The sequence below is a fragment of the Acinetobacter minutum genome, from assembly GCF_035916735.1.
Lineage (GTDB): Bacteria > Pseudomonadota > Gammaproteobacteria > Pseudomonadales > Moraxellaceae > Acinetobacter.
On sequence record NZ_JAQIHG010000010.1, the window covers coordinates 58024 to 82571 of the forward strand.

Annotated in this window: 27 protein-coding genes and 1 tRNA gene; 18 read left to right on the forward strand and 10 right to left on the reverse strand. The window is 45.9% G+C overall.

The annotated features are described in order from the left end of the window. Window position 1 precedes the first annotated feature (1 nt). The 5 genes from PAE54_RS06090 to panD all read left to right on the forward strand — a co-directional run bounded on the left by PAE54_RS06090 (window position 2) and on the right by panD (window position 2593). Window positions 2–76 (forward strand) — tRNA-Gln (locus PAE54_RS06090). Window positions 77–112: 36 nt separating this feature from the next. After that, window positions 113–1066 carry a ribose-phosphate pyrophosphokinase gene (locus PAE54_RS06095; RefSeq protein WP_273778694.1) on the forward strand — a complete coding sequence of 318 codons (954 nt, stop codon included), beginning with the start codon at window positions 113–115 and terminating at the stop codon, window positions 1064–1066. 99 nt (window positions 1067–1165) lie between these two features. Next, complete coding sequence (gene rplY, locus PAE54_RS06100) at window positions 1166–1462, forward strand: 50S ribosomal protein L25 (RefSeq protein WP_273778692.1); 297 nt, start codon at window positions 1166–1168, stop codon at window positions 1460–1462. A 22-nt stretch (window positions 1463–1484) separates the two neighbouring features. Further along, a complete protein-coding gene (pth, locus tag PAE54_RS06105; protein ID WP_273778690.1) occupies window positions 1485–2066 on the forward strand; it encodes an aminoacyl-tRNA hydrolase in 582 nt (193 codons plus the stop codon). A gap of 146 nt (window positions 2067–2212) precedes the next feature. Continuing rightward, window positions 2213–2593 carry an aspartate 1-decarboxylase gene (gene panD / locus PAE54_RS06110; RefSeq protein ID WP_273778689.1) on the forward strand — a complete coding sequence of 127 codons (381 nt, stop codon included), beginning with the start codon at window positions 2213–2215 and terminating at the stop codon, window positions 2591–2593. A 76-nt stretch (window positions 2594–2669) separates the two neighbouring features. On the opposite strand, the gene PAE54_RS06115 is transcribed toward panD, so the two are convergent. Further along, window positions 2670–3164 carry a DUF1289 domain-containing protein gene (locus tag PAE54_RS06115; protein WP_326518795.1) on the reverse strand — a complete coding sequence of 165 codons (495 nt, stop codon included), beginning with the start codon at window positions 3162–3164 and terminating at the stop codon, window positions 2670–2672. A gap of 117 nt (window positions 3165–3281) precedes the next feature. Between PAE54_RS06115 and trhO the strand changes: the two genes are divergently transcribed. From trhO to PAE54_RS06130, 3 genes are all read left to right on the forward strand, one after another. Beyond that, window positions 3282–4214, forward strand: coding sequence for an oxygen-dependent tRNA uridine(34) hydroxylase TrhO (gene trhO / locus PAE54_RS06120; RefSeq protein ID WP_273778687.1), 933 nt, complete (start codon window positions 3282–3284; stop codon window positions 4212–4214). A gap of 220 nt (window positions 4215–4434) precedes the next feature. Beyond that, the gene (locus PAE54_RS06125) at window positions 4435–4758 is read left to right on the forward strand and encodes a hypothetical protein (RefSeq protein WP_326518796.1); all 324 of its coding nucleotides are present in this window, start codon (window positions 4435–4437) and stop codon (window positions 4756–4758) included. Window positions 4759–4831: 73 nt separating this feature from the next. Next, window positions 4832–5440: a DedA family protein gene (locus PAE54_RS06130; RefSeq protein WP_273779418.1), complete on the forward strand. Its 609-nt coding sequence runs from the start codon at window positions 4832–4834 to the stop codon at window positions 5438–5440. A 74-nt stretch (window positions 5441–5514) separates the two neighbouring features. On the opposite strand, the gene PAE54_RS06135 is transcribed toward PAE54_RS06130, so the two are convergent. Together PAE54_RS06135 and PAE54_RS06140 are read right to left on the reverse strand one after the other, a co-directional pair. Further along, window positions 5515–6039, reverse strand: coding sequence for a YecA/YgfB family protein (locus PAE54_RS06135; RefSeq protein WP_273778684.1), 525 nt, complete (start codon window positions 6037–6039; stop codon window positions 5515–5517). Window positions 6040–6108: 69 nt separating this feature from the next. After that, the gene (locus PAE54_RS06140; RefSeq protein WP_273778683.1) at window positions 6109–6315 is read right to left on the reverse strand and encodes a PA3496 family putative envelope integrity protein; all 207 of its coding nucleotides are present in this window, start codon (window positions 6313–6315) and stop codon (window positions 6109–6111) included. Between the two features lie 372 nt (window positions 6316–6687). On the opposite strand from PAE54_RS06140, the gene rpoD reads away from it, so the two are divergent. The 6 genes from rpoD (at window position 6688) to PAE54_RS06170 (ending at window position 13138) form a co-directional block, all read left to right on the forward strand. Beyond that, window positions 6688–8568, forward strand: a complete 1881-nt coding sequence (gene rpoD, locus PAE54_RS06145) for an RNA polymerase sigma factor RpoD (protein ID WP_273778682.1) — start codon at window positions 6688–6690, stop codon at window positions 8566–8568. 98 nt (window positions 8569–8666) lie between these two features. Further along, entirely contained in the window at window positions 8667–8954 is a 288-nt protein-coding gene (locus PAE54_RS06150; RefSeq protein WP_326518797.1) for a YbeD family protein, read from the forward strand. A 63-nt stretch (window positions 8955–9017) separates the two neighbouring features. Then, window positions 9018–9683: a lipoyl(octanoyl) transferase LipB gene (gene lipB, locus PAE54_RS06155; protein WP_273778680.1), complete on the forward strand. Its 666-nt coding sequence runs from the start codon at window positions 9018–9020 to the stop codon at window positions 9681–9683. A 79-nt stretch (window positions 9684–9762) separates the two neighbouring features. After that, on the forward strand, window positions 9763–10296 hold the full coding sequence (locus PAE54_RS06160) for a hypothetical protein (RefSeq protein WP_326518798.1): 534 nt from the start codon (window positions 9763–9765) through the stop codon (window positions 10294–10296). 3 nt (window positions 10297–10299) lie between these two features. Further along, the gene (locus PAE54_RS06165; RefSeq protein ID WP_326518799.1) at window positions 10300–11484 is read left to right on the forward strand and encodes an iron-containing alcohol dehydrogenase; all 1185 of its coding nucleotides are present in this window, start codon (window positions 10300–10302) and stop codon (window positions 11482–11484) included. Window positions 11485–11746: 262 nt separating this feature from the next. Then, window positions 11747–13138, forward strand: coding sequence for an APC family permease (locus tag PAE54_RS06170; RefSeq protein WP_326518800.1), 1392 nt, complete (start codon window positions 11747–11749; stop codon window positions 13136–13138). Window positions 13139–13224: 86 nt separating this feature from the next. Here the strand turns inward: PAE54_RS06170 and PAE54_RS06175 are convergent, their stop codons facing one another. The 7 genes from PAE54_RS06175 to rplU form a co-directional block, all read right to left on the reverse strand. Further along, window positions 13225–13695 carry a tRNA (cytidine(34)-2'-O)-methyltransferase gene (locus PAE54_RS06175; protein WP_326518801.1) on the reverse strand — a complete coding sequence of 157 codons (471 nt, stop codon included), beginning with the start codon at window positions 13693–13695 and terminating at the stop codon, window positions 13225–13227. Between the two features lie 39 nt (window positions 13696–13734). Then, on the reverse strand, window positions 13735–15108 hold the full coding sequence (gene cysG / locus PAE54_RS06180; protein WP_326518802.1) for a siroheme synthase CysG: 1374 nt from the start codon (window positions 15106–15108) through the stop codon (window positions 13735–13737). Between the two features lie 58 nt (window positions 15109–15166). Beyond that, window positions 15167–16438 (reverse strand): serine--tRNA ligase, encoded by a 1272-nt coding sequence (gene serS / locus PAE54_RS06185; protein WP_326518803.1) that lies wholly within the window; start codon window positions 16436–16438, stop codon window positions 15167–15169. Window positions 16439–16553: 115 nt separating this feature from the next. Further along, on the reverse strand, window positions 16554–17351 hold the full coding sequence (locus PAE54_RS06190; RefSeq protein WP_442784382.1) for an RsiV family protein: 798 nt from the start codon (window positions 17349–17351) through the stop codon (window positions 16554–16556). A 180-nt stretch (window positions 17352–17531) separates the two neighbouring features. After that, on the reverse strand, window positions 17532–18227 hold the full coding sequence (gene lolA / locus PAE54_RS06195) for an outer membrane lipoprotein periplasmic chaperone LolA (RefSeq protein ID WP_326518805.1): 696 nt from the start codon (window positions 18225–18227) through the stop codon (window positions 17532–17534). Window positions 18228–18444: 217 nt separating this feature from the next. Next, entirely contained in the window at window positions 18445–18702 is a 258-nt protein-coding gene (gene rpmA, locus PAE54_RS06200; RefSeq protein ID WP_273778668.1) for a 50S ribosomal protein L27, read from the reverse strand. A gap of 19 nt (window positions 18703–18721) precedes the next feature. After that, window positions 18722–19033 (reverse strand): 50S ribosomal protein L21, encoded by a 312-nt coding sequence (gene rplU, locus PAE54_RS06205; RefSeq protein ID WP_273778667.1) that lies wholly within the window; start codon window positions 19031–19033, stop codon window positions 18722–18724. Between the two features lie 455 nt (window positions 19034–19488). Between rplU and sdsA the strand changes: the two genes are divergently transcribed. The 4 genes from sdsA (at window position 19489) to PAE54_RS06225 (ending at window position 24545) form a co-directional block, all read left to right on the forward strand. Beyond that, a complete protein-coding gene (sdsA, locus tag PAE54_RS06210) occupies window positions 19489–20466 on the forward strand; it encodes an All-trans-nonaprenyl-diphosphate synthase (RefSeq protein WP_326518806.1) in 978 nt (325 codons plus the stop codon). A 6-nt stretch (window positions 20467–20472) separates the two neighbouring features. Then, window positions 20473–22524 (forward strand): site-specific recombinase, encoded by a 2052-nt coding sequence (locus PAE54_RS06215; RefSeq protein WP_326518807.1) that lies wholly within the window; start codon window positions 20473–20475, stop codon window positions 22522–22524. Between the two features lie 152 nt (window positions 22525–22676). Further along, window positions 22677–23309 (forward strand): phosphatase PAP2 family protein, encoded by a 633-nt coding sequence (locus tag PAE54_RS06220; protein WP_326518808.1) that lies wholly within the window; start codon window positions 22677–22679, stop codon window positions 23307–23309. A 3-nt stretch (window positions 23310–23312) separates the two neighbouring features. Further along, complete coding sequence (locus tag PAE54_RS06225; RefSeq protein ID WP_326518809.1) at window positions 23313–24545, forward strand: efflux RND transporter periplasmic adaptor subunit; 1233 nt, start codon at window positions 23313–23315, stop codon at window positions 24543–24545. Window positions 24546–24548: the final 3 nt, after the last annotated feature.

Here is a 24548-nt window from a genome sequence, read left to right on the forward strand (position 1 = left end):
TAGGGGCGTCGCCAAGTGGTAAGGCAGCGGGTTTTGATCTCGCCATCCGTTGGTTCGAATCCAGCCGCCCCTGCCATCTAATTTCATACATGCCAACCGCCAAGGGTGCTTCATGCCCAATCTTGTCGTTTTTAGTGGAAATGCTCATCCACAATTCGCCCAAAAAGTCGTAAGCCATTTACACATTCCTCTAGGTGCAGCTTCTGTAGGCCGTTTTTCTGACGGTGAAATTGCAGTTGAAATCACTGAGAATGTTCGTGGTAAAGACGTTTTCATCGTTCAGCCTACTTGTGCCCCAACCAATGACAACCTCATGGAAATCTTGGTCATGGCAGACGCGCTACGTCGTGCAAGTGCTGGCCGTATTACTGCTGTCATTCCTTACTTCGGTTATGCTCGTCAGGACCGTCGTCCACGTTCTAGCCGTGTGCCAATCACTGCCAAAGTGGTTGCCGACATGTTGACGACTGTTGGAATTGACCGTGTGGTGATGATCGATCTCCATGCCGATCAGATCCAAGGTTTCTTCGATATTCCGGTAGACAACATTTACGGTACACCAGCCTTGCTTGCTGATCTTCGTCAACAGTCGCATGACAATCTGATGGTCGTTTCACCAGACGTCGGCGGTGTAGTTCGTGCGCGTGCAGTAGCAAAACAAATGGGCGACATTGATCTTGCGATCATTGACAAACGTCGTCAAAAAGCCAATGAATCACAAGTAATGCACTTGATCGGTGACGTAAAAGGCCGTGACTGTGTGATTGTCGATGACATGGTGGATACCGCAGGTACCTTGTGTAAAGCAGCAGATGCACTGAAAACTTTTGGTGCGCGCAAAGTTATTGCATATGCAACTCACCCAGTGCTATCCGGCAAAGCCATTGAAAACCTGAAGAATTCAGTAATCGATGAGCTGGTCGTGACTGATACGATTCCACTATCAGCCGAAGCACTTGAACTTGGCAAAATCCGTCAGGTTTCTGTTGCAAGCATGGTTGCTGAAACGATTCGTCGCATTAATAACGAAGAATCTATTAGCGCAATGTTTGATAGTTATCTATAATAGCGCAGATTTTTTCAAACCCTGCCTTCTGGCGGGGTTTTCTATCACTAGATTGGTCGCAGATCTAGTTTATTTAAACTCATTAAAAGGATGTCTATCATGGCAAACTTCGTATTAAACGCTCAAGCGCGTGAAGAAGCTCAACAAGGGAAAGGTGCGAGCCGCCGCCTTCGTCGTGCAGCGCTAGTTCCAGCAATCATCTACGGTGGTGATGCTGAACCTGTAGCAGTAACTCTAGAACTTCGCGAGCTTGTAAAAGCACTTGAAAGCAATGCTTTCTTTGAAGAAGTTGTTGAAGTTAAAGTAGGTGACAAAGTTGAAAACGTGAAAATCCAAGCGTTACAACGTCACCCTTCTAAAAATACGCCTATGCACGCTGACTTCAAACGCGCATAAGTGTGATTAAAGGCGTAAATTAGTGTCAAATATTTCGCTAATTGTTGGTTTGGGCAATCCGGGTAAGGAATATGCCCAAACCCGCCATAATGCAGGCTTTTGGTTTGTCGAAAGCCTCGCAGAAAAATATGGCATTACTCTCAAAGCCGACCCTAAATTCCATGGAATCAGCGGTCGAGGCAATATCGAAGGTCAAGACGTTCGTCTGCTTTTACCCACAACCTTTATGAACCGTTCCGGTCAAAGTGTTGTGCCTTTCGCCAAATTCTATCAAATTGCCCCAGAGTCAATCCTGATCGCGCATGATGAACTGGACATGAATCCAGGTGTTATTCGTCTCAAAAGCGGTGGCGGTCATGGCGGGCATAATGGTTTGCGCGATATCGTCCCGCACATTGGATCTAATTTCCATCGTTTACGTATTGGAATTGGACATCCAGGTTCAAAAGAGCGTGTTTCTGGACATGTACTGAGCAAAGCACCCCGCAATGAACAAGACTTAATGGATGATGCAATTGCACATGCCATGTCACGAGTAAAACTACTCGTTAGCGGTGACATTGCCCAAGCCATGAATCAGATTAATGCTTATAAACCCAATTAAAAAATGGATTCATCGTTAAACAATCAAGACTTGCCATGTGACTGTTTTAAGAGCACAATGCGCTTTTTGCTGATCACTGATCCGCTAAGACGTGATTGATTTAACCATAAGATAAAGATCTTAGGTCGACTAAGGAGACGCTAGCCATGCTATCTCGTTTATTAAAATGCAAAATTCACCGTGCAGTTGTTACCCATGCAGAGCTTCACTACGAAGGCTCTTGTGCAATTGACGGCGTTTTGATGGATTTAGCAGGAATTCGCGAATACGAAGAAATCCATGTTTGGAACGTGACCAATGGCAAACGTTTCACCACCTACGCAATCCGTGGTGAAAACAATTCAGGTATCATCTCCGTGAATGGTGGTGCAGCGCACCAAGCAGATGTCGGTGACCTCGTGATTATTGCGACTTTTGGTGATTTCACCGAAGCAGAAGCCAATATTCACAAACCACGTTTGGTATACGCCAACCCAGACAATACCGTGAATCACACGGCCAACTGCATTCCGGTGCAAGTCGCTTAAGATTACCAATCGGATCAGTAAAAAACCCGTTAATAACGGGTTTTTTTATTTTTAAATAAGATCACGCTGCTACAATTTAAACAGATTCATCTTCAGCCAACTGTTCCAGCAGATGATGATGGATTCCATCTGCACGCAACCACGCCAAGTCATAACTGGCCTGCGCCAAAGCCAGAATCCGCCGTTCAAATTCCTGCCAAAAGGGCTGTATTTGCTCTGCGGTCAGCCCTAACCCGCTCTGCTCTGCCAGATAACAGTTTTTTTCACAGAGTCTCAGTGCATGGTAAAGCTTACGCCCCCAACTGGCATTCGGTAATAAACGTACCCGTTTACTGGAAATAAAAGCATCAACCTGCTGGGGATGAGCAGAAGGCAGCATGGCGACCAAAATCTGATCCAGCTGGCTATCTAAACGCTGCCATACAGCAAGTTGCTGTTCAGCTGTATAGGTATTCCAATGAATGACTTCATGATTAAAACGGCGGCAACCCCGACAAACCTGATCACCAAACACGGTAGAGCAGCGCCCTGCACATGGCGTTAAAGCAGGCAGATGATCGTCATTCTTCAAAATTTACTCCTTACCAGAAAAACCAGGTAATTTACTTGGTTTTCTCGCTTCTTCATTCAATACAGGCTAAAATGTGCGCCTGAAATTTTATCCTAATTAACATATTTGGAGTACTCCATGAACGCTACTGTAGAACAGCTTGCACCTGTAGAACAGCCAGCGACCTCAGATTGGGTTGTTGCCGCACTATATCAATTTAAAGAAGTACAGGATCCTGCTGCATTACAGCAACGTCTTCTTGATCTCGTCGGCAGCATCAATTTGTGTGGTACTCTGATTGTAGCAGGTGAAGGCATTAACGGTACTGTTGCGGGTGACCGTGCGGCGATTGATCAGGTTCATCAGTTCCTGCTCAATGAAGGTTTTACCGAAATGGAATATAAAGAATCCCACAGTTCGGATAAACCGTTCCGAAAAATGAAAATCAAACTGAAAAAAGAAATCGTAACGCTGGGGGTACCGGTCAAACCACGTGATTTGGTGGGCCACTATCTCGACCCTAAAGAGTGGAATGAACTAATTGCACGTGATGATGTCATTCTCATCGACACCCGTAATGATTACGAATATAAAGCAGGCACCTTTAAAGGCGCAATTGATCCTAAAACCGAAACTTTCCGTGAATTTCCAGAGTATGTAAAACAAAACCTGGAACAGCATAAAGATAAAAAGATCGCCATGTTCTGTACCGGCGGCATCCGTTGTGAGAAATCAACTTCGTTATTGTTGCAAGAAGGTTTCAAGGAAGTCTATCACCTCAAAGGCGGTATTCTGAAATACCTGGAAGAAACCCCAGCTGAAGAAAGTCTATGGGAAGGTGAATGTTTCGTATTTGATGGCCGTACCGCAGTGACTCACGGTGTCGAAGAAGGAATTAACAGTAAGTGTCATGCGTGTGGCTGGCCACTCACGCCAGAAGAGGTCACATTACCAAGCTATGAACATGGTGTTTCTTGTGTCTATTGCATCGAGAAAACTACAGAAAAGCAAAAAGCAGGCTTCCGCATGCGTCAGTCACAGATTGCGGCAGCAAAACGTAAGCGTTTGTAATTAGATTAGCCAGTGTAAAGCTGATGTAAAAACCGCCTCAATATGGGGCGGTTTTTTTACGCATAATCACATGATTTATAAAACAATACAAAAAATTTAGAAACTCTTCTGCATAAAAATCCGGTTGCATTGTTCAATGTGCTTGTTATGCTACAGCTAAGCTAAGGAACGTGATTCACTTGGCAAGAACACAACATAACAATAAAAAAGGATGAGCATTATGACAAAAACGGTGCAACTTTCACGACGGAAACACAGACTCATGCAGCTGACCGAACACACCGAATATAATCCAAGTGTACGGGAACAGCGCAGTGCCCAAGAGCTTGCCCTGATCGCGAGCCGTACCGCCGAACTCAATCAGCAACCACATTTTTTTATTGTGGTGATGGGAACCATCATCGGCGCAATTCTGGCCTTGTTCATTGGTTACCATATTGAACCGATTGCCTGGCAAGTTGCCCTTTTAGCCTCTATTCCTTGGGCTTTAGCTTATCTGCTACGTAAAGTATATATCTACACCCTGGTACATTATCAGGATTAAAGCGGCCTCTGGTTTTTGTGGTGAATTCGATTCAGAATAATGTATTACTGGATTGTCTGAGATGAAGCACCACATGAACCTGGATGAATGGGTTATTTCAATCATGGAACAGTTGGGCTATCTAGGGATAGCCCTGCTGATGTTTCTGGATAACATCTTTCCACCAATTCCCTCTGAACTGATCATGCCTTCCGCGGGTTTTGTCGCAGCACGTGGTGAATTAACCTTGATAGGCGTCATTATTGCTGGGAGTTTTGGTTCACTAGTAGCAGCAGCAGTATTTTATCTATTAGGTCGTCAAGTTTCTCATCAACGCTTATTTGAATGGACTGAACGCTATGGTAAATATTTGATGATCAAAGCTCAGGATGTAGAAAAAGCGCTCGACTGGTTTGAACATTATGGTCACCGTATCGTCTTTTTTGGCCGGATGATTCCTGCTGTGCGCTCGTTGATTAGCATTCCAGCAGGCATGAGTCATATGCCCTTCTGGAAATTCATGTTTTATAGTGCCTTAGGCACGATCATCTGGACCACATTTCTGGCGTGTGTCGGCTTTTACTTTGGTGAAAATCTCGAACTGATGAATCAAATCCTGAGTCAGTCGGGCAATGTTATTCTCGGCTTATTAGCACTGGTCGGCTTGATTTACCTGATCCGTAAATTGTCCCGTTCTCAATAATGCTCGGCTTTAGATACTAATTTACAGACATAAAAAAAGCCTCTTTTGAGGCTTCTTTTAACTTCAGTAGCGCATTAATTTGGTGTGTGATACATCAAATACAGTTCATTCAGGTTATCTGGAATTTCTTCTGCCAGTTCATCCATCAATTGGCCATTGCGACGGAAAGATTCCATTTGTGGATCTTCCTCATCAATACCACTAAACACCATGATTGGCAGTGTTAAATCGACCAATTGTTCTTCGAACTCTTCAGTAAACCAGGCTTCTTCATTAAGGAACATGGCATCCACAAAGCCCACAGACCAGTCACCGAGGCTTGAATCAACATCTGCTTCTTCAATTTCAAAAGGAAACTCAATCCCTTCTTCATTGGCAAGATTTTGGCGAATGGAGCCTAACCAGGCATTGACCTGTTCAATAATATTTGCAGGCACTTTTTTCTGATTGCCTTCAAACAACTCATCCAGCCATTTATCAAATTTCGGCCCCACTGCAATGGCACATAAAAAACCATGAGTCGCAGCAAAATCTAGACCATACTCGTTTTGGTCACCGTCTAGATAATCACTCAATAGGTCTAGGTCTAAAGCACTCATGTTTTATCCAACTCAAAAAATATGCTGACAAGCATAGCACTCCCTGTCGCCATGCCCAATGTGATTTTGTTAGTCTTCGTCATCAAAATCTTCATCGTCTTCAAAATCGTAATCGAAATCCTTGAGCTCGCGCTCTAAACGACGTTGTGCGAGTAAGTCATCGATTAAGCGACGTTTTTCCAACGATTCTTTTGCACTAATTTTACTAGATGACTCATCGAAACCAACCTCATCATCACCGTAGTTATCATCTAATTCAAAATCTGTAGAAGACACTAAAACTACCTCATAACGAAAAAATGTGAATGGGTCTAGGCGCTATTTATCCGGCTTCAAATAAGTTGTCAAGTTTTATTTATTTTTTTCTCATATAAATGCATTTTTGCGCTTTTTTTCGACAAAGAAATTGTGTATTTATAATTCTCCTTATCTCATGATTTTCTTTAATACTAAGCATCAGGAAAAATTGCAGAGGATTGGCAGAGACGTGACTTGAAAAAAACCATTACAACCCAATATTTAGACCATTGTGAAATCAAATAAATTTATAAAATCATGCTTGAATAACCAAATCAAAACCATTTACCTCGATTTGTGCTATCATGCACGGTTTTTCACCGCCACAGATTCAACGAAGAGTAAGCAAAGATGAGCGATATGCATTCCCCTACTTCTCAAGTAGCGGCTCTGATTAGCCGAGGCAAAGAACAAGGTTACTTAACCTACGCTGAGGTTAACGATCATCTGCCGGACTCCATCACGGAAAGTGAACAGATTGAAGACATCATCCAGATGCTTCAGGACGTTGGTATTCCGGTTCATGAGCGTGCACCTGAATCTGATGACACCATGTTCGAAGACACCGCTGAAGCAGCGGATGAAGTTGCTGAAGAAGAAGCAGCCGCTGTACTGGCCTCTGTGGAAAATGAACCTGGCCGTACGACTGACCCCGTACGTATGTATATGCGTGAGATGGGTACGGTCGAGCTGCTCACCCGTGAAGGCGAAATCAGCATTGCAAAACGCATTGAAGAAGGCATTCGTGACGTTCTCAATTCAATTGCTTACTGGCCAAATGCCGTTGAAGTGGTGCTCAAAGAATATAATGATTTTCTGGTAGGCGAACGACGCCTTGCCGATATCCTTTCAGGCTATCTCGATCCAGAAACGGATGAGGAAATTCCGGAAGTCTTGGAAGAGGCTGAACTCGACGATGAAGAAGAAGACAGCACCCCAGCCAAAGAAGTCAAACTCGATGATGATGACGAAGATGAAGAATCTGAATCGGATGATGATTCCGAAGGTGATTCAGGTCCGGATCCAGAAGTTGCCAAAGTCCGTTTTGCTGAATTAGAAGAAGCTTGGAAGAACACCAAGGCGACAATTGAGCAATATGGCCGTAACAGTGAACAGGCGAATGCTGCGCTTGAAGCACTTGCAGCGGTATTCATGATGTTTAAGTTCACACCGCGTCTGTTTGACATCATTTCTGAAATGATTCGTGGTACGCATGACCAGATCCGTCATTCTGAACGTGAAGTGATGCGCTATGCCGTACGTCGTGGTCGTATGGATCGTACTCAATTCCGTACTTCATTCCCAGGACAGGAATCAAATCCAGCCTGGTTAGAAACACAAATTGCCAAAGCTGCCCCTGAAATCAAAGCCCACCTGGAAAAAGTACGTCCAGATGTCTTGGCATTCCAACAAAAAATTGCCGATATCGAAAAAGAACTGGGTCTTACAGTTAGCGAGATCAAAGACATTTCTAAACGTATGGCGATTGGTGAAGCGAAAGCACGCCGTGCCAAAAAAGAAATGGTCGAAGCCAACTTACGTCTGGTGATTTCGATTGCGAAAAAATATACCAACCGTGGCTTACAGTTCCTCGACTTGATTCAGGAAGGTAACATCGGTCTGATGAAAGCCGTAGACAAGTTCGAATACCGTCGCGGTTACAAATTCTCGACTTATGCCACTTGGTGGATCCGTCAGGCGATTACCCGCTCGATTGCTGACCAGGCGCGTACCATCCGTATTCCGGTACACATGATTGAAACCATTAACAAGATCAACCGTGTGTCACGTCAGTTGTTACAGGAAATGGGTCGTGAGCCAACACCGGAAGAACTCGGTGAACGTCTGGAAATGGACGAAGTAAAAGTTCGCAAGGTGTTGAAAATTGCTAAAGAACCAATCTCGATGGAAACCCCGATTGGTGATGATGAAGATTCGCACTTGGGTGATTTCATTGAAGACAGCAACATCACTTCTCCGATTGATGCTGCGACTTCAGAAGGCTTGAAAGAAGCAACACGTGAAGTACTGGAAAATCTGACCGAACGTGAAGCAAAAGTTCTGAAAATGCGTTTTGGTATTGATATGCCAACAGACCACACTTTAGAAGAAGTGGGTAAACAGTTTGACGTGACCCGTGAACGTATCCGTCAGATCGAAGCCAAAGCTTTGCGTAAATTACGTCACCCTTCCCGTTCTGAACATTTGCGTTCATTCCTGGAAAATGACTAATCTCTGAACCCCTTGAACTTTGATGGCTCATCCCCATCTTATTAAAAGTTTTCTTAAACGCCTGCTCCTGCAGGCGTTTTAACTGCACTAGGTGACCTATGATTGACCGTACTCCCTCTCGTGAACTTCGTGAAGACCTGTGGGTATTTCCGATGGATTATCCCATCAAACTCATCGGGAACGCGGGCGACGAATTACGTGTTGCTGTTGTTGAAATCCTGATCAAGCATTTTCCGGATTTTGATCACACCACCCTACAAGTACAAGCCTCTCGCACTGGGAAGTATCATTCCTTGACGGCTCAGTTGCGTTTTGAAGAACTGGAACAGGTGCATGCGCTCTACGCCGATCTGGCGGCTTGCCCACATATTCGAACTGCGCTTTAATATTTTCTCAAAACCAGATGTGTCCCATCTGGTTTTTCCGTTTTGACCAGGTCTGATTTTTTCATGAATGATCCAAAGCTTGTGCCGCAACCCAACCTGATTGTGCGCTGTTTTCATGATTTGCAGGATTACAGCACCATGTTTGAAGCCATGAAAGGCTTAACCAATACACGTGATGAATCAACGCCTGATGAGATCTGGCTGTTACAGCATCATGCAGTACTGACCCAAGGCCAAGCGGGGAAACCGGAACATATTCTGTACACCAGTGATTTACCCATTGTGCAAAGTGACCGGGGGGGGCAAGTGACCTGGCATGGTCCCGGCCAGCTCGTTGCCTATTTCTTGTTTGATTTAAACCGCCTGAAATGGCATGTACGGACGCTGGTCAGTTTTGCTGAAACACTGATGATCGATTTGCTGAAAAAATATGGAATCGAGGCCTATGCCAAAGCCGATGCACCCGGTGTCTATGTCAATGAGCGTAAAATCGGTTCACTCGGCTTTAAGATCCGTCGTGGTCGCAGTTACCATGGCTTTGCGCTCAATATTGACTGTGCTCTTGACGGTTTTCAAACCATTAATCCGTGTGGCTATGCCGGCCTCGAAATGGTACGGATTCAGGATCTGGTTCAGGATTACCCGGACTTTACACAGCTGTGCCAAGATATTGTTGAATATTTCCAGCGTAGTGAGTACTTTAATCAGGTTGATGTTGTACACACATAAAATGCCTAGTCAGATCTGATCGATACGATTAGAGACTTGCCCGCATATAGAAAAATAATTTTTGAAAAAGGATTCACGCGTGCTTTCAACCAAATCTGTAAAGCCTACTCTGCAGCAAGCGTATGTCAAATTGATGATGGATGTGATTGGCCGAAGTCTGGTCATGGCCAGTCAGGTCGATCCAGAAATTCAGCAGGAAGTAGCGAAATTCCCACTCAATTTCACCCTTTCCATGACAGTTTTTCCACATGGTCCGGCTTTTATCGCACGCGTCAATGACGAACAGCAGCTGGAGTTGGTCAGCCAAATGGAAGTCAAACCTGATCTCACCATTACTTTTAAACATCTGCAGCATGCATTTCTGGTTTTCTCTTTTCAGGAAAGTACCGCACAGGCCTTTGCCAATGACCGCATGATTGCAGATGGTGATGTTGCGCATGCGATTCGACTGGTACGCTGTCTCAATAAACTTGAAGCGCTAATCTTACCGAAGACACTGGCCTCACTTGCCATTAAACAATATCCTGATCAACTCGGTCTAAAAGAAAAATTGTCTGAAGCCGCCAATATTTATTTCAAAGTGGCACAGTCTTACCTCAAACGGAGTGCATAAAGCATGGCTAAACCTTATTACGAATTTTTCTGTCCTGTAAAAGTGATTGCCGGTCATGCAGCTTTAGAACATATTCCGTTTGAATTAGCCACCTTAGGTGCCAAACGCGTCATGATCATTACGGATAAAGGTGTCCGTAACAATGGCTTACTTGAACCAATTGAAAATGCCTTTAGTAGCACGGAGGCGGTCGTTGCGACCATTTTCGATGATGTTCCACCTGATTCCAGCCTAGAAGTGGTCCGCAAGGCTGCTGCCAGCTACCGCCAGCATGACTGTGATGCCATCATTGCCGTAGGTGGAGGTTCAGTGATTGATTCCTCAAAAGCCACCAATATTTTGGTGAGTGAAGGAGGTGATGACCTGTTGCAGTACTCAGGTGCGCATAACCTGCCAAAACCATTAAAACCGTTCTTTGTGATTCCTACAACGTCCGGTACAGGATCAGAAGTCACCATGGTGGCTGTAGTTTCGGATCCAGAAAAAAATGTCAAAATGGCCTTTGCTTCCTATTATCTGATGCCACATGCCGCGATTCTTGATCCACGCATGACCAAAACCCTGCCACCGCATTTAACCGCGATGACCGCCATGGATGCGCTAACCCATGCCGTCGAGGCCTATACAGGTCTGGCAGCAAATCCGCTCAGTGATGCCTACGCGACAGCCGCAATCAAGAAAATTAGTGAAAATTTGTTCAATGTGCTGGATCAGCCCGACCATGTACAGGGTCGCCTCGAATTGGCACAAGCCTCAACCATGGCAGGAATCGCTTTTTCCAACTCCATGGTCGGACTGGTTCACTCTTTAGGTCATGCCTTGGGTGCCGTCGCCCATCTGCCGCATGGCGTGTGCATGAACCTGTTCCTGCCTTACGTATTGAACTACAACAAGAGTATCAATGAACAGAAAATCGCTGAACTCTTAATGCCTTTAGCAGGCCCCGATATTTATGCTCAGACGCCAGCCAACCAGCGTGCAGACAAAACGATCAGTACGATTCTGACTATCCGTGACCGCCTGTATGCCATGACCAAACTGCCACGCAGCTTGAGTGAAACCGGTAAAGTGCAGCGGGAACAACTAGAGGAAATCGCAGAAAAAGCGCTGAATGACGGCTCGATTATTTACAATCCTAAAGAAGCCACGCTGCAGGATTTACGTGAAATCTTAGAACAGGCTTGGTAAAACCTCATCCTCTTTTCAACTCGCCCATGTTGCCTCGTAACATGGGCTTTTTGCTTGTTGTTTCTTAGACTATTGATTCATTTTTTCTTCGCCAAAATGGCAAAAAATTTGCTAAAAAAGTGCAGCAAAGTGACTGGCAAACGCCTCCAATTTAGGATAGATTGGCGCACTTTCCATTTATTTCATCGGGGGGATCGTTCGTCTCAAACGGTCCTTAAACATTACAGCTGATCCTTGATCAACGATTATGAGGATAACGCCGTTGACACATGCTTCTGGGACTCAATCGGCAGCGAAACTGCAGAAAACGCTGGTGCTCTGGCACATTATCATTATTGGTTTAGCTTATATTCAACCGATGACTTTATTTGATACCTTCGGACTGGTATCGGAAGAAAGTCATTTTCATGTTCCAACCTCTTACCTGTTTGCTCTGGTTGCGATTTTGCTAACCTCAATCAGCTATGGTCATATGATCAAACGTTATCCCTCCTCAGGTTCGGCCTATACCTATGCACAAAAATCCATTCATCCGAATGTCGGATTTATGGTGGGTTGGTCTTCATGGCTCGACTATTTACTGTCGCCGATGGTGAATATTATTCTAGCGGTGATCTATCTCGAAGCATTATTCCCGGCCATCAATCATTGGATTTGGGTGTTTGGCCTGACAGGGATCATGACTTGGGTGAACCTGCGTGGAGCACGTTTTGTCGCCAACTTTAATAGCCTGATTGTGCTATTCCAGATCATTGTGATTGGCGTATTTACCTTTTTGGTCTATCAAAAACTCAGTATAGGACTCAATGCTGATGGCAAGATCGCGGATCAAGTGAATGCTTATCAACTGTGGAGCTTGGCACCCTTTTGGAATGAAATGACTTCGGTTGGTGCACTGATTACAGGTGCAACCCTGCTGTGTTTCTCCTTTACGGGTTTTGACTCTTTAAGCTCACTTGCAGAAGAAACCAAAGATACGGAAAAAACCCTGCCAAAAGCCATTTTTATGACGGCGTTAATTGCCGGGGTAATTTTCGTCAGCAGTACCTATTTCATTCAGCTGTATTTCCCAAAAGATCCTACCAGCTATTTCACCGACATTGCAGCGACCCAACCGGAAATCCTGCTTTTGGTGGGCGGATCCTTATTTCAGTCCATCGTGCTGAGCTTTGCTATTGTGACCGTGATGGCTTCCGGGATTTCAGCACATGCAGGTGTGTCACGTTTAATGTATGTGATGGGACGTGATGGCATCATCGATAAGAAGATTTTTGGTCATATTGATCCAAAAACCTTTACTCCTTCCTACAATATTTTAATTGTGGGTGCAGTGGCATTGTGTGCAGGCTTTATGGATCTAGATCTGGTCATTTCACTGATCAGCTTTGGTGCACTCACCGCATTTAGCTTTGTCAATTTATCGGTGATTTCACGCTATGCCTTGCGTGATGGTCGCACTAAATCTTTTAAAGATCTTTTAAATTACGTGATCATTCCGATCTGTGGTTTTATCAGTATCTTCGCGCTCTGGCTGGAAATTGAAGAAACCTCCTTAAAATGGGGTCTAATCTGGGCAGTGATTGGCGTGTGCTATTTGGGTTATAAAACCAAAGGCTTTAAATACTCAGCACCGCAGTACAATGAGCATGAATAAGCTTCCTCTCATAGAAAAAGGCGCTTAAAGCGCCTTTTTCTATTTATCTGTCTATTTCAGCTCAACGTATCTGCTCAAGATGAAACTCAGAGTGGCTTAAATCCTTGCTGGCGCCAAGCTTCATACACGATCACGGCAGTGGCATTGGATAAATTCAAGCTACGCGAGTTTTCAGCCATGGGTAAACGGATCCATTGTTCTTGTGGAAACATTAAACGTACCGCTTCAGGTAGACCACGGGTTTCCGGCCCCATCAACAAGGCTACTGGACGATTTAAATCAACGGTATGCGGTGTTGCTGTCCCTTTTGTAGTCAAAGGAAATACGTGTTCGATGCCCTGTGATTTCAGTTCTGCCAAACAGGATTCGATATTCTCCCAAATCCGCATCCGTGCCCACTCATGATAGTCTAGCCCAGCACGTTTCAGCTTTTTGTCATCCAGCTCAAAGCCCAGCGGCTTAATCAAATGAAGCTGTGCACCGGTATTGGCACATAAACGGATGATATTCCCGGTATTGGCAGGAATTTCAGGTTCAAACAAAACAACATGGATCACATCAGTTCTCTACTTTATATCAAGGCAGCGGATACAGCATTATTGCCATTTCAGCTGGTCGCGCAGACGCACCACTTCGCCAATAATGGTCAGGGTCGGTGCCTGAATATGATGTTCATTAACCTTGTCTGCAATATCCGCCAAAGTGCCCACCACCACTTTTTGCTCTGGCGTAGTCCCTTTGGAAATCAGGGCAACCGGCATATCTGGACGTTGGCCATGAGCAATCAGTTCACGACAAATTTTTTCCAGCCCCACCAACCCCATATACAGCACTAAGGTCTGGTTTTCATACACCAATTCACTCCATGGCAGCTCTGGAGAACCCTCTTTCAGATGTCCCGTCAAGAAACGAACACTTTGTGCATAGTCTCGATGGGTGAGTGGAATGCCTGCATAAGCAGAACACCCCGAAGCCGCCGTCACGCCTGGCACCACCTGAAAAGGAATACCCGCAGCAAATAGTTCCTGAATTTCCTCACCGCCGCGGCCAAAGATGAATGGATCACCACCTTTTAAACGGCAGACGCGCTTGCCCTGTTGAGCATACTCCACCAACAGCGCATTAATGCCTTCTTGCGGTACCGCATGATTGGAGCGTGCTTTGCCGACATAGACTTTTTCTGCATCACGACGACACAGATTCAGAATCGGTGCAGACACCAGACGGTCGTAAATCACCACATCGGCTTGCTGCATCAAACGCAAGGCTTTTAAAGTCAACAGTTCAGGATCACCTGGGCCTGCGCCTACCAGATAAACTTCACCTTTCGGCGTTTGCCATTCATCCAGCGCCTGTTGCATCATGCGTTCTGCTTCAGCCAGGTTGTCATTAAACACCTGCTCCCGCAACGGACTGGCATATAGATTTTCCCAGAAAATCCGTCGTTCATCTGGATTGCCAATTTTAGCTTTCACAACCGGGCGCCACTCACCAGAAAATTTGGCCAGTTTGCCCATGCCATGCGGAATGCTGGTTTCCAGCTGGGTTCGGATCTGTCGTGACAGCACGGGGGATGTGCCATTCGATGCAATCGAAATCACCAAAGGTGAACGGTCAATAATCGCGGGCACCATAAAACGGCAATGCGGGATGTCATCCACACTGTTGACCAAGACTTTTAAGACTTCACAGGCCTCAAAAACCTGACGGTTCACTTCTGCATCATCGGTCGCGGCAATCACCAAACGGTAATCGGACCAAGGAAAATCTGGCTGGAATTTTGCTTGATGGTAATGGCCACCGCTTTGCTGTAACAGAGCCAGCAACTGCGCATCAATTTCCGGAGAAAGAACATCCAGCACGGCTCCCGCCTGGGTCAGCAGTAATGCTTTACGGTAGGCGATATTGCCACCGCCGACAATCAGACAAGCTTGCTGTTGCAACTTGAGTGAGATTGGGAAAATATCCACGTTATACCTCTAAGCATTCAATCTGATTGTACACAGCAAAAATCATGGCAACTTCAGCTTAGTTAATGAAAGTCGTACCGCCCATATAAGGACGTAATACTTCCGGAATCTCAATTGAGCCATCAGCACGCTGATAGTTTTCCATCACTGCCAGTAAGGTACGACCCACCGCTAGTCCTGAACCGTTCAAGGTATGCACCAGTTCAATTTTCTTGGCATCGACACGGTAACGCGCTTTCATACGGCGTGCCTGGAAATCCCCCATGTTGGAGCAAGACGAAATTTCACGATAGGTATTCTGGCTAGGTACCCAAACTTCAAGGTCATAGGTTTTAGTTGCACCGAAGCCCATGTCACCGCCACACAGCAGGATTTTACGGTATGGCAAACCTAGTGCCTGCAAAATACCTTCTGCATGCCCCGTCAACTCTTCCAAGGCCTGCATCGACGTTTCTGGCTTCACGATTTGCACCATTTCCACTTTGTCAAACTGGTGCTGACGGATCAAACCGCGCGTATCACGGCCATAAGAGCCCGCTTCACTACGGAAACATGGCGTATGCGCTGCATATTTGAGTGGTAAACGTTCCGTGTCAATGATTTCATCACGCACGAAGTTAGTGACCGGTACTTCTGCAGTCGGGATCAGGTAGTATTCCTTTTCGCCCTGTAATTTGAACAGATCTTCTTCAAATTTTGGCAATTGACCGGTACCACGTAAGGTTTCCGCATTGACCAGATAAGGGACATAGGCTTCAGTGTAACCATTTTTGAGAGTATGCGTATCCAGCATGAATTGAGTCAATGCACGTTGTAAACGTGCCAATGGCCCTTTTAATACGCTAAAACGAGAACCAGTGAGTTTAGTCGCTGTTTCAAATTCCAAACCACCCATCATCTCACCGAGATCGGTGTGGTCTTTAACTTCAAAATCAAACTGGCGTGGTGTGCCCCATTTTAGGATTTCCACGTTATCACTTTCATCTTTACCCGCAGGAACCGATTCATCTGGCAAGTTTGGAATGCTTAAGGATTTCTGTTCGATTTCGGCTTGTAATTCTGCCAAAGCAGTTTCAGCCGCTTTGATTTCATCCCCAATCGCCGCCATGCGTGCCATAATTTCTGAGGCATCGCCACCGGCTTTTTTAATCTGACCGACTTGTTTGGCACCGGCATTACGCTCAGCTTGCAGATTTTCAGTTTTTTGCTGAATCTCTTTACGACGGGATTCTAAAGATGCCCACTCTGCAACATCGAGTTGTACACCACGTTTTGCCAAGGCTAAATTTACAGCCTCAATATTATTTCTGAGTAGTTTTGGGTCGATCATAGCCAATCATGTATGCAGATAAAAAACTGGCTATAGTGTAAGCGCTTCATGACAAAAAATACAGTAACCTACCTGAGCGGGTGGGCGAATTTGCTGCATCAGCAAGGGTACAGGATTAAGGCTGAGGATATTTAGGTAAAGCCGGCAAGTACTCGGTTTTGATCAACTGACGTGCCAAACTATACGGTAAAGTCAGTTCGCTCATGCCTTCAGCATAAGAGGCGAGCTCATACAACGGATAAACAAAGATGATGCCATTGACGCCATAATAAAAGTTATCACTGAGTTGCAATCGACTGCGGTCAATTTCATGCTGTTCCAACCACAGTGCATTGGCATCATACAACTGCTGCAACAGAGCACGCTCGACACCTGGCTTAATCACGTCAGTCAACTGCAAACGCTTTTTCTTCTTCAGGTCAAAATTGACAAATTCCTGATGATACAGACCATGGGCTGCACCAGCACTGTAGGTGTAATTTTCCAGTATGAAGCTCGCGACGGCATGATTTTGCCCCAGATAACGCACATAGATTGAACTCTGATTGAGCTGTGGCTGATCAGGCTGAACATTCACTTTCTGGTTAGGCTTGCCATCAAAGGCATTGGGCTGAGACTTTTGAATCCGTTGCAGGAAATACTGATCAATCCAGGGCACGTTGGTTTGTACCGTTTGCAAGTCATACTGCGTACAACCTTGCGCATTACAGGATTCCGTTTTACTGACCTTAACGGGTACCACACGTGCCTCAATCAGCGGCAAAGTCGAATTGGCAGGCTGTGCAGATTGGGCAGAGGCTGACTGTTTCGCCGAAGGTGCAGATGCATCCGGTTTAGGCTGACAGGCAGCCAGACCAAGCATCAATAAAACTATGATTACACTGCCGATCGGTCTGTACGTCATCAATTCCATCCTGCTTACTGTTGGGGGTATGAATCTGGCTGGGACTATACAAAGTCAGCTCGCCTCTGCCTAGCTAAAAAATGTATCTACCTCTCGAAGCATAGCCAAGCGGTGAATATTCCGGCGCAATCTATGCTTAAGCCTCAGCATAAAAAAGCCACCCGAAGGTGGCTTGGAAACTGCAATCCATTATTGATCAATAATATCTGTGCCTTTAGGTGGTGTGAAATTAAAGGTACTGGCCGCAATTTTGCTATTCACCTGCACATTGTTGAATTTCACATAGGTGGTTTGTCCGAGTGAGTCTTGCAAGATCATCAAGCTCGGTGCCTTATTCGCGCCAAAACTGATGGTCAAGCTCTGGAAGGCACCTTCACGGTTTTTCGGATACAGGGTGTAATAGGTTTTCGCTTTATTCGGCTGAGTGACACGATATGATTTCATGATCTGACTGGTATTCCCTGACAGCAACAAGGCTGGGGTATTAGATACCTGTTCATCCAGTGTCTGACGGACTGCCTGTTCTAAATCGGGATCATAAATCCAGACCGTTTTGCCTGAGGTCACAATGGTCTGTTTGGCCGGAGTTGTGGTTTGCCAGAAAAACTTACCTGGACGCTCCACCTTCATTTGTCCTCTGAAGGTCTGATTCATGTGTTGAGCCGTCAGGCCTTTTTGCTGTTTGGCCTTATTGGTAGTGGCCTTGGTGGTTTGCTCAAAATTCGCGGTTAAACTGCGAATTCCGTTCAACTGTCGCACTAAACTGGCGGTTGCTTGCTGCTCCGATGCTGCAACAGGTGCAGCATATACTGCCGTGGTCATTACAGGTGCCAATGTCACTGTACCTAAAGCCATCACACACAGGGTTTTACGAAGCATGTTCATGTCATCACCTTTTTCTTTTTGCATTACCACAATGGGTTAGATGTGCCATCTTAAACCAGTTTTTAATGCTAATAATTGAGAAAATAAGAAGTTTTGTATGCTTATTAATGCACAGTGTAGAAATTCATCCATCATGATGAAGATACGGAGTCCCTTTTCACCAAATGACGGGCATAAAAAAACCCACAATCATGTGGGTTTTTTCGACCATCAAAACTTATACAGTTTCAACAGTTACGTAGCGACGGCCAAACTGACCTTTCACTTCGAATTTTACTACGCCATCAGCAGTAGCAAATAAAGTATGGTCACGGCCCATACCTACGTTTGCACCAGCGTGGAATTCTGTACCACGTTGACGAACGATGATGTTACCAGCAGTTACAGCTTGACCGCCGTAAACTTTAACACCAAGCATTTTAGGGTTTGAATCACGACCGTTACGTGTCGAACCACCGGCTTTTTTAGATGCCATGTCTCTTTACTCCTCGTAATTAGCCTGAAATACCAGTAATTTTCAACTCGGTAAACCATTGACGGTGACCTTGTTGTTTACGGTAATGTTTACGACGGCGCATTTTTACGATGCGGATTTTGTCGTGACGACCATGGCCAACTACTTCTGCAGTTACTTTAGCGCCAGCAACAACTGGAGCACCGATTTGAATGCTGTCACCATTTACAACCATCAATACGTCATCAAACGTAATCGTTGAACCAGTTTCAGCTTTCAATAATTCAACTTTAAGGGTTTCACCCTCAACTACACGGTGCTGTTTACCACCGCTTTGGATTACTGCGTACATAATGTACTCCAATCATGCCCGTGTCGTCGTGCCGATAAAGGAAGATATCGATCTTAAAACGAACGCCACTGGGTGTTATACAAGGGCACAGATTTTAAGTGATAATCAGCCAAACAACAAGTCATTTACAGGAAATATTATAGCAGCCATTGCACAGACTTTAGCCGATTTCTGTTTCACAGCAAACTCGCTGAACAGCTGTATTTTTTTGCTTAAATTGCATCTTTCGCCCAATTGCAAATAGATTTTTAAAAACTATTCGCTAGTATATAGGCTGTTTCATGCTTGAACCGATATTCTGCTAATCCGGCTCAACGACCCGCCTACTGCTGTTTTTGCATCAAGACTGGACAACATGGCTATAGGCAATGACATAATGGTATGCTAAAGCACTTTATCGTATTGTTATTGTTACACTCACGCGACTCATCGACGAACTAGAGGTTTTTCTTCACATGGCCATCGACTTTAAGCAAGATATTCTCGCTCCTGTTGCTACCGATTTTGCTGCGATGGATCAATTCATTAATGAAGGCATTAGTTCAAAAGTGGCATTGGTCATGTCGGTGAGCAAACATGTGGTCGAAGCGGGCGGCAAGCGCATGCGACCAATTATGTGCTTGCTGGCGTCGCGTGCCTGTGGCGAAACCGATCTGGCCGATGCACGTAAACTGGCGGCCATTATTGAAATGTTACATACTGCCACCTTGGTACATGATGATGTCGTCGATGAGTCCACTCTGCGTCGTGGCCGTCCAACGGCGAATGCCACCTGGAACAACCAGACCGCGGTCTTGGTCGGTGATTTTCTGATTGCACGTTCTTTTGATCTGCTGGTGAATTTTAATAACTTTGACTTACTCAAAGATTTCTCCACCGGTACCTGTGAAATTGCAGAAGGTGAAGTGCTGCAGTTACAGTCCCAGCATCAACCGGACACCACAGAAGAAACCTATCTGAAAATTATTCATGGCAAAACTTCGCGTTTATTTGAACTGGCAACGGAAGGGGCTGCCATCTTGTGCGGCAAACCCGAATATCGTGAAGCACTACGCTGTTTCGCTGGCCACTTCGGTAATGCCTTCCAGATTATTGACGATATTCTGGATTACACTTCAGATGCTGAAACCCTCGGTAAAAATATCGGCGATGACTTGATGGAAGGTAAACCTACCCTGCCCCTGATCGCTGCATTAAAAAATACCAGCGGTGACGACCACCAGATTATTCGTCGCAGTATTGCCACCGGTGGCGTTGAACAGCTTGAGCAGGTCATTGCCATTGTCAAACATTCAGGTGCTCTGGATTACTGCCGTCAACGTGCGACAGAAGAAACCGAACGTGCCTGTGCTGCACTTACCATTCTGCCAGACAGCGAATACCGCCAGGCCCTGCACAATTTGGCGCAGATGGCCTTACACCGTATCCAATAAATCCTGATGCAGATTGCCCTCTACGATCTATTTGAAAAAATGCAGCAACAGCTTGAGCAGAAACAGGCTGTTGTCAATAAACAACTGATCATTGAACTGATCAATCGCATCCGTCCGGCAGACAGCCAAAATCCAGAAGAAATCCAGCTCAAGTTTAATGCCCTGATTCAGGCATTACTGCGGATTCCAACGGCAGCAGCGACCTTACAACATTTTATTGTTAGACTGATCAATCAATACAAACAGACCAGCCTGTATGCCGAAAGCGGCATCTTGCCACTTGATGGGTTCTGGAACCAGTTAATGCAACGGATAGGAGCCTATCTGCTCCCCGTCATTCAGGATCAACAGCAGCTTCGCTACCTGATTGGCGAGATTTTTTATCAACCGAGTGATCCTGAATGGCTGGCACAGATCGATTTGTCCTGCTGGACTCAGCTGTTTGAACTGCTCAGTGATGACAACAGTATACAAACTGAGTGCCAAAGCATTCAGCAGGAAATTCTGAAAGCGATCACAGTGCTATCCTATCGTATCAGCGGGATAGCGCTGTACCCCGAATTTATTAATGCACAGCCCGATCTGACAGAATATGAGTCCCCGTTTCTGGTACAAAATCGGGAAATCAACGAATTTATCAGTAACTTTAAACAGAGTTGCCTGCAACATCCCCAGAGCTGTGCGCTTTTCATGCCAGATGCCTCACAGGCTTTTGTGATGTTTGAACAATGCCGCGATGTGGTACTGAAGATTCGTCGTGCCACCAAACGGATCGGGGTCAGTCTAAGCCTGACTTACTTGCTGTCGCTGCTGGAACAATGTCTGGATCGTATTGAACTGCTGCTGCATCTACTGGTCGATGCCCCTCGGGATCGTTATCAGGCAATGGCGAACTTGCTCAAAGCGGTTGCTGCTGCCCACTACAGTGAACAAAGTGTGCGGGATTTACTGTCGACCAACAGTCAATTGATCGCTCTGCAGGTCACCGAAAATGCCAGCCGAACGGGCGAACACTATGTCAGTAGCGACAAGGCCGGTTTTTTCTCAATGTTTAAAGCAGCAGCGGGTGCCGGCGTGATTATTGCCAGCATGGCCAGCCTGAAAACCTTGGCTGCGCGAATGAGCATGGCACCCTTGATGCAGGCCTTTGTCTATAGCATGAATTATTCACTGGGTTTTATGCTGATCCATGTGCTGCATTTTACGGTTGCAACCAAACAGCCTGCGATGACTGCAGCCGCACTGGCAGCCACGGTGCAACAGCGTAAAGGTTCTAAAAGTGCCCAACTTATAGAGCTGGCCGCTCTGATCGTGAATATTATCCGCACGCAATTTATTGCGATTCTAGGCAATATTTCGATTGCCATTCCCACGGCGGCACTGATTGCCCTGCTTTGGCAGGGCAGCCTGCATGAACCACTCATGACACATGCCAAAGCCACGCAGATGTTGCATGACTTAGATCCCTTTACCTCACTCGCCATTCCACATGCCGCGATCGCCGGCGTTTGTCTGTTCCTGTCCGGTCTGATTGCGGGTTATTTTGACAACATGGCAGTCTATCGCAAGGTCGGACCACGCCTGAAAATGCACATGTCCCTGCGTTTACTGCTTGGTCAAGAACGACTGGACAAACTGGCAGATTATATTGAACGTAATCTGGGGGCACTGGCAGGTAATTTTCTGTTTGGCATCATGCTGGGCAGTATGGGCACGCTGGGATTTATTCTGGGATTGCCGCTCGATATCCGCCATATTGCCTTTGCCTCGGCCAATTTCATCCAAGGCCTAATCAATATCAATGGTACGCCAGATCTTGGCCTGATCATCGTGTCTTTTTTAGGCGTATTACTGATCGGTCTCACCAACCTATTTGTCAGCTTTACCCTCACCATTATTGTGGCCTTACGCGCACGGCAAGTCCATTTTGAACAGTGGAAGCCGCTGGCCAAACTGGTACTGACGCATTTTCTGACCCGTCCAAGTGAGTTCTTCTGGCCCCCGAAACTACCGACTGAAAAAGCTGAAAATACACCTCCTCCCTCAAAAAACAGTTAATTTTCCGATAGCCGTCACAGATAAAATCGTGTTAAAAAACAATCAAAATTAAATACCGACGATTTTTATAGACTTGAAATAAAGTGTACTCACGAGTACACTTTATCAATTATTCGTCTGGTTGATTTCAGCTAGAATAACAAGGTTTTCACATGCCATACCGCTTGATTTTCGTGGGCTGCTGCTTACTCGGACTCAGTGAACTGATCCGGCATCTGCCTGCATTTTCAGGCTGGGATATGAACCTGCTCGACTGGATGCACACCAATCGAATGCCGCTACTGGATACCTTGGCAACCTGGCTTTCTTACCTGGGCGGCATGCCTTTTGTATTGCTGTTTAGCCTGTTTTGGGCCATACAACTGGCGTGTGATAAAAAGTACAGCACCGCACTATTTCTTGGTTTGGCGATTCTCAGCAGTAGCGTGATTGGCTGGCTGCTCAAATGGTGGATTGCTCGGCCCCGCCCGCCAGAAATGTATCATTTAGTCAATAATTATGGTGATTCGTTTCCCAGTGTGCATAGTGTTTATGCCGCAACGCTAGCGACCTGCGCAGTGCTCATTTTTCATCGGCATCGTTATCGTCGCTACATCATGCTGATCGCCATGATCTGGCTGGTGCTGATGGGAATCTCTCGGATCTACGCAGGTGTACATTATCTGACTGATGTATTGGCGGGTTGGAGTATCGGTTTTATTTGGATTTCTCTGCTTTGGTTGTGGTTCAGCCCCGGCAGCTTAAGCAAAAACGAATTAATTTTAGATAAGAATCTAAAGAGGTGAAGAATGATGTCGGCTAAGCTTTGGGCGCCTGCCCTTACTGCTTGCGCATTAGCCACAAGTCTGGCACTTGTAGGTTGTAGCAAAGACCCGAAAGAAGCACAGCAAGCTGCTGCTGCACAAAAAATGCCACCTACTGAGGTTGGTGTTCTAGTGGCTCAAGCTCAGGCCGTCGAACAGACTGTAGAACTGTCTGGCCGCACCTCAGCGTATCAAATTTCTGAAGTTCGCCCACAAGTGAGCGGCATTGTCTTAAAACGTCTGTTTGCCGAAGGCAGCTACGTCCGTCAGGGGCAAGCGCTGTATGAAGTGGACTCACGAACTTACCGTGCGGATGCCGATAACGCCCGTGCTGCGGTACAACGAGCCCAAGCCAACCTCAACATGTTGCGGACCAAAGAAGGCCGTTACAGTCAGCTGGTCAACTCCAATGCCATTTCCAAACAGGAATATGATGACATCGTGGCGCAAGTGCGTCTGGCAGAAGCCGACCTGAACTCAGCACGCGCACAACTGAAAAATGCCGAGATCAATCTGGGCTATTCAGTGATTCGTGCGCCAATTTCAGGTCAAACCGGACGTTCAACCGTCACAGCGGGTGCCTTGGTAACTGCGAATCAAGCTGATCCGTTGCTGACCATTCAACAGCTGGATCCGATTTACGTCGACATTAACCAGTCGAGTGCTGAACTGATCCGATTGCGTCAGCAATTGAGCCAAGGTAATCTCAATAACAGCAACAACACCACGGTCAAGTTAAAGCTTGAGGATGGCAGCACCTATCCAGTTGAAGGTAAATTGGCTTTCTCGGATGCCAGTGTTGATCCGCAAACCGGTTCTGTCACTTTGCGCGCCGTTTTCAGCAACCCAAGTAGTCTGTTATTGCCGGGCATGTATGCCACGGCACAAATCGTGCAAGGCGTGATTCCCAATGCCTATCTGATTCCACAACCTGCACTGACCCGTTTACCGACAGGTCAAGCCGTTGTGATGATTGCCAACGCACAAAACAAGGTAGAAAGCCGTCCGGTTGAAACTTCCGGTACGCAAGGTGCCAACTGGATCATCACCAAAGGTCTGCAAAATGGCGATAAAGTGATTGTCGATGGCGTCGCCAAGGTCAAACCGGATGCACAGGTAGTAGTTAAACCTTATACGCCAAAAGCAGCACCGACAGCGCAGCCGCAACAGCAACCATCAGGCTCAAAAGCTACCGTAGCTCCGAAAGCATCCACTTGAGGA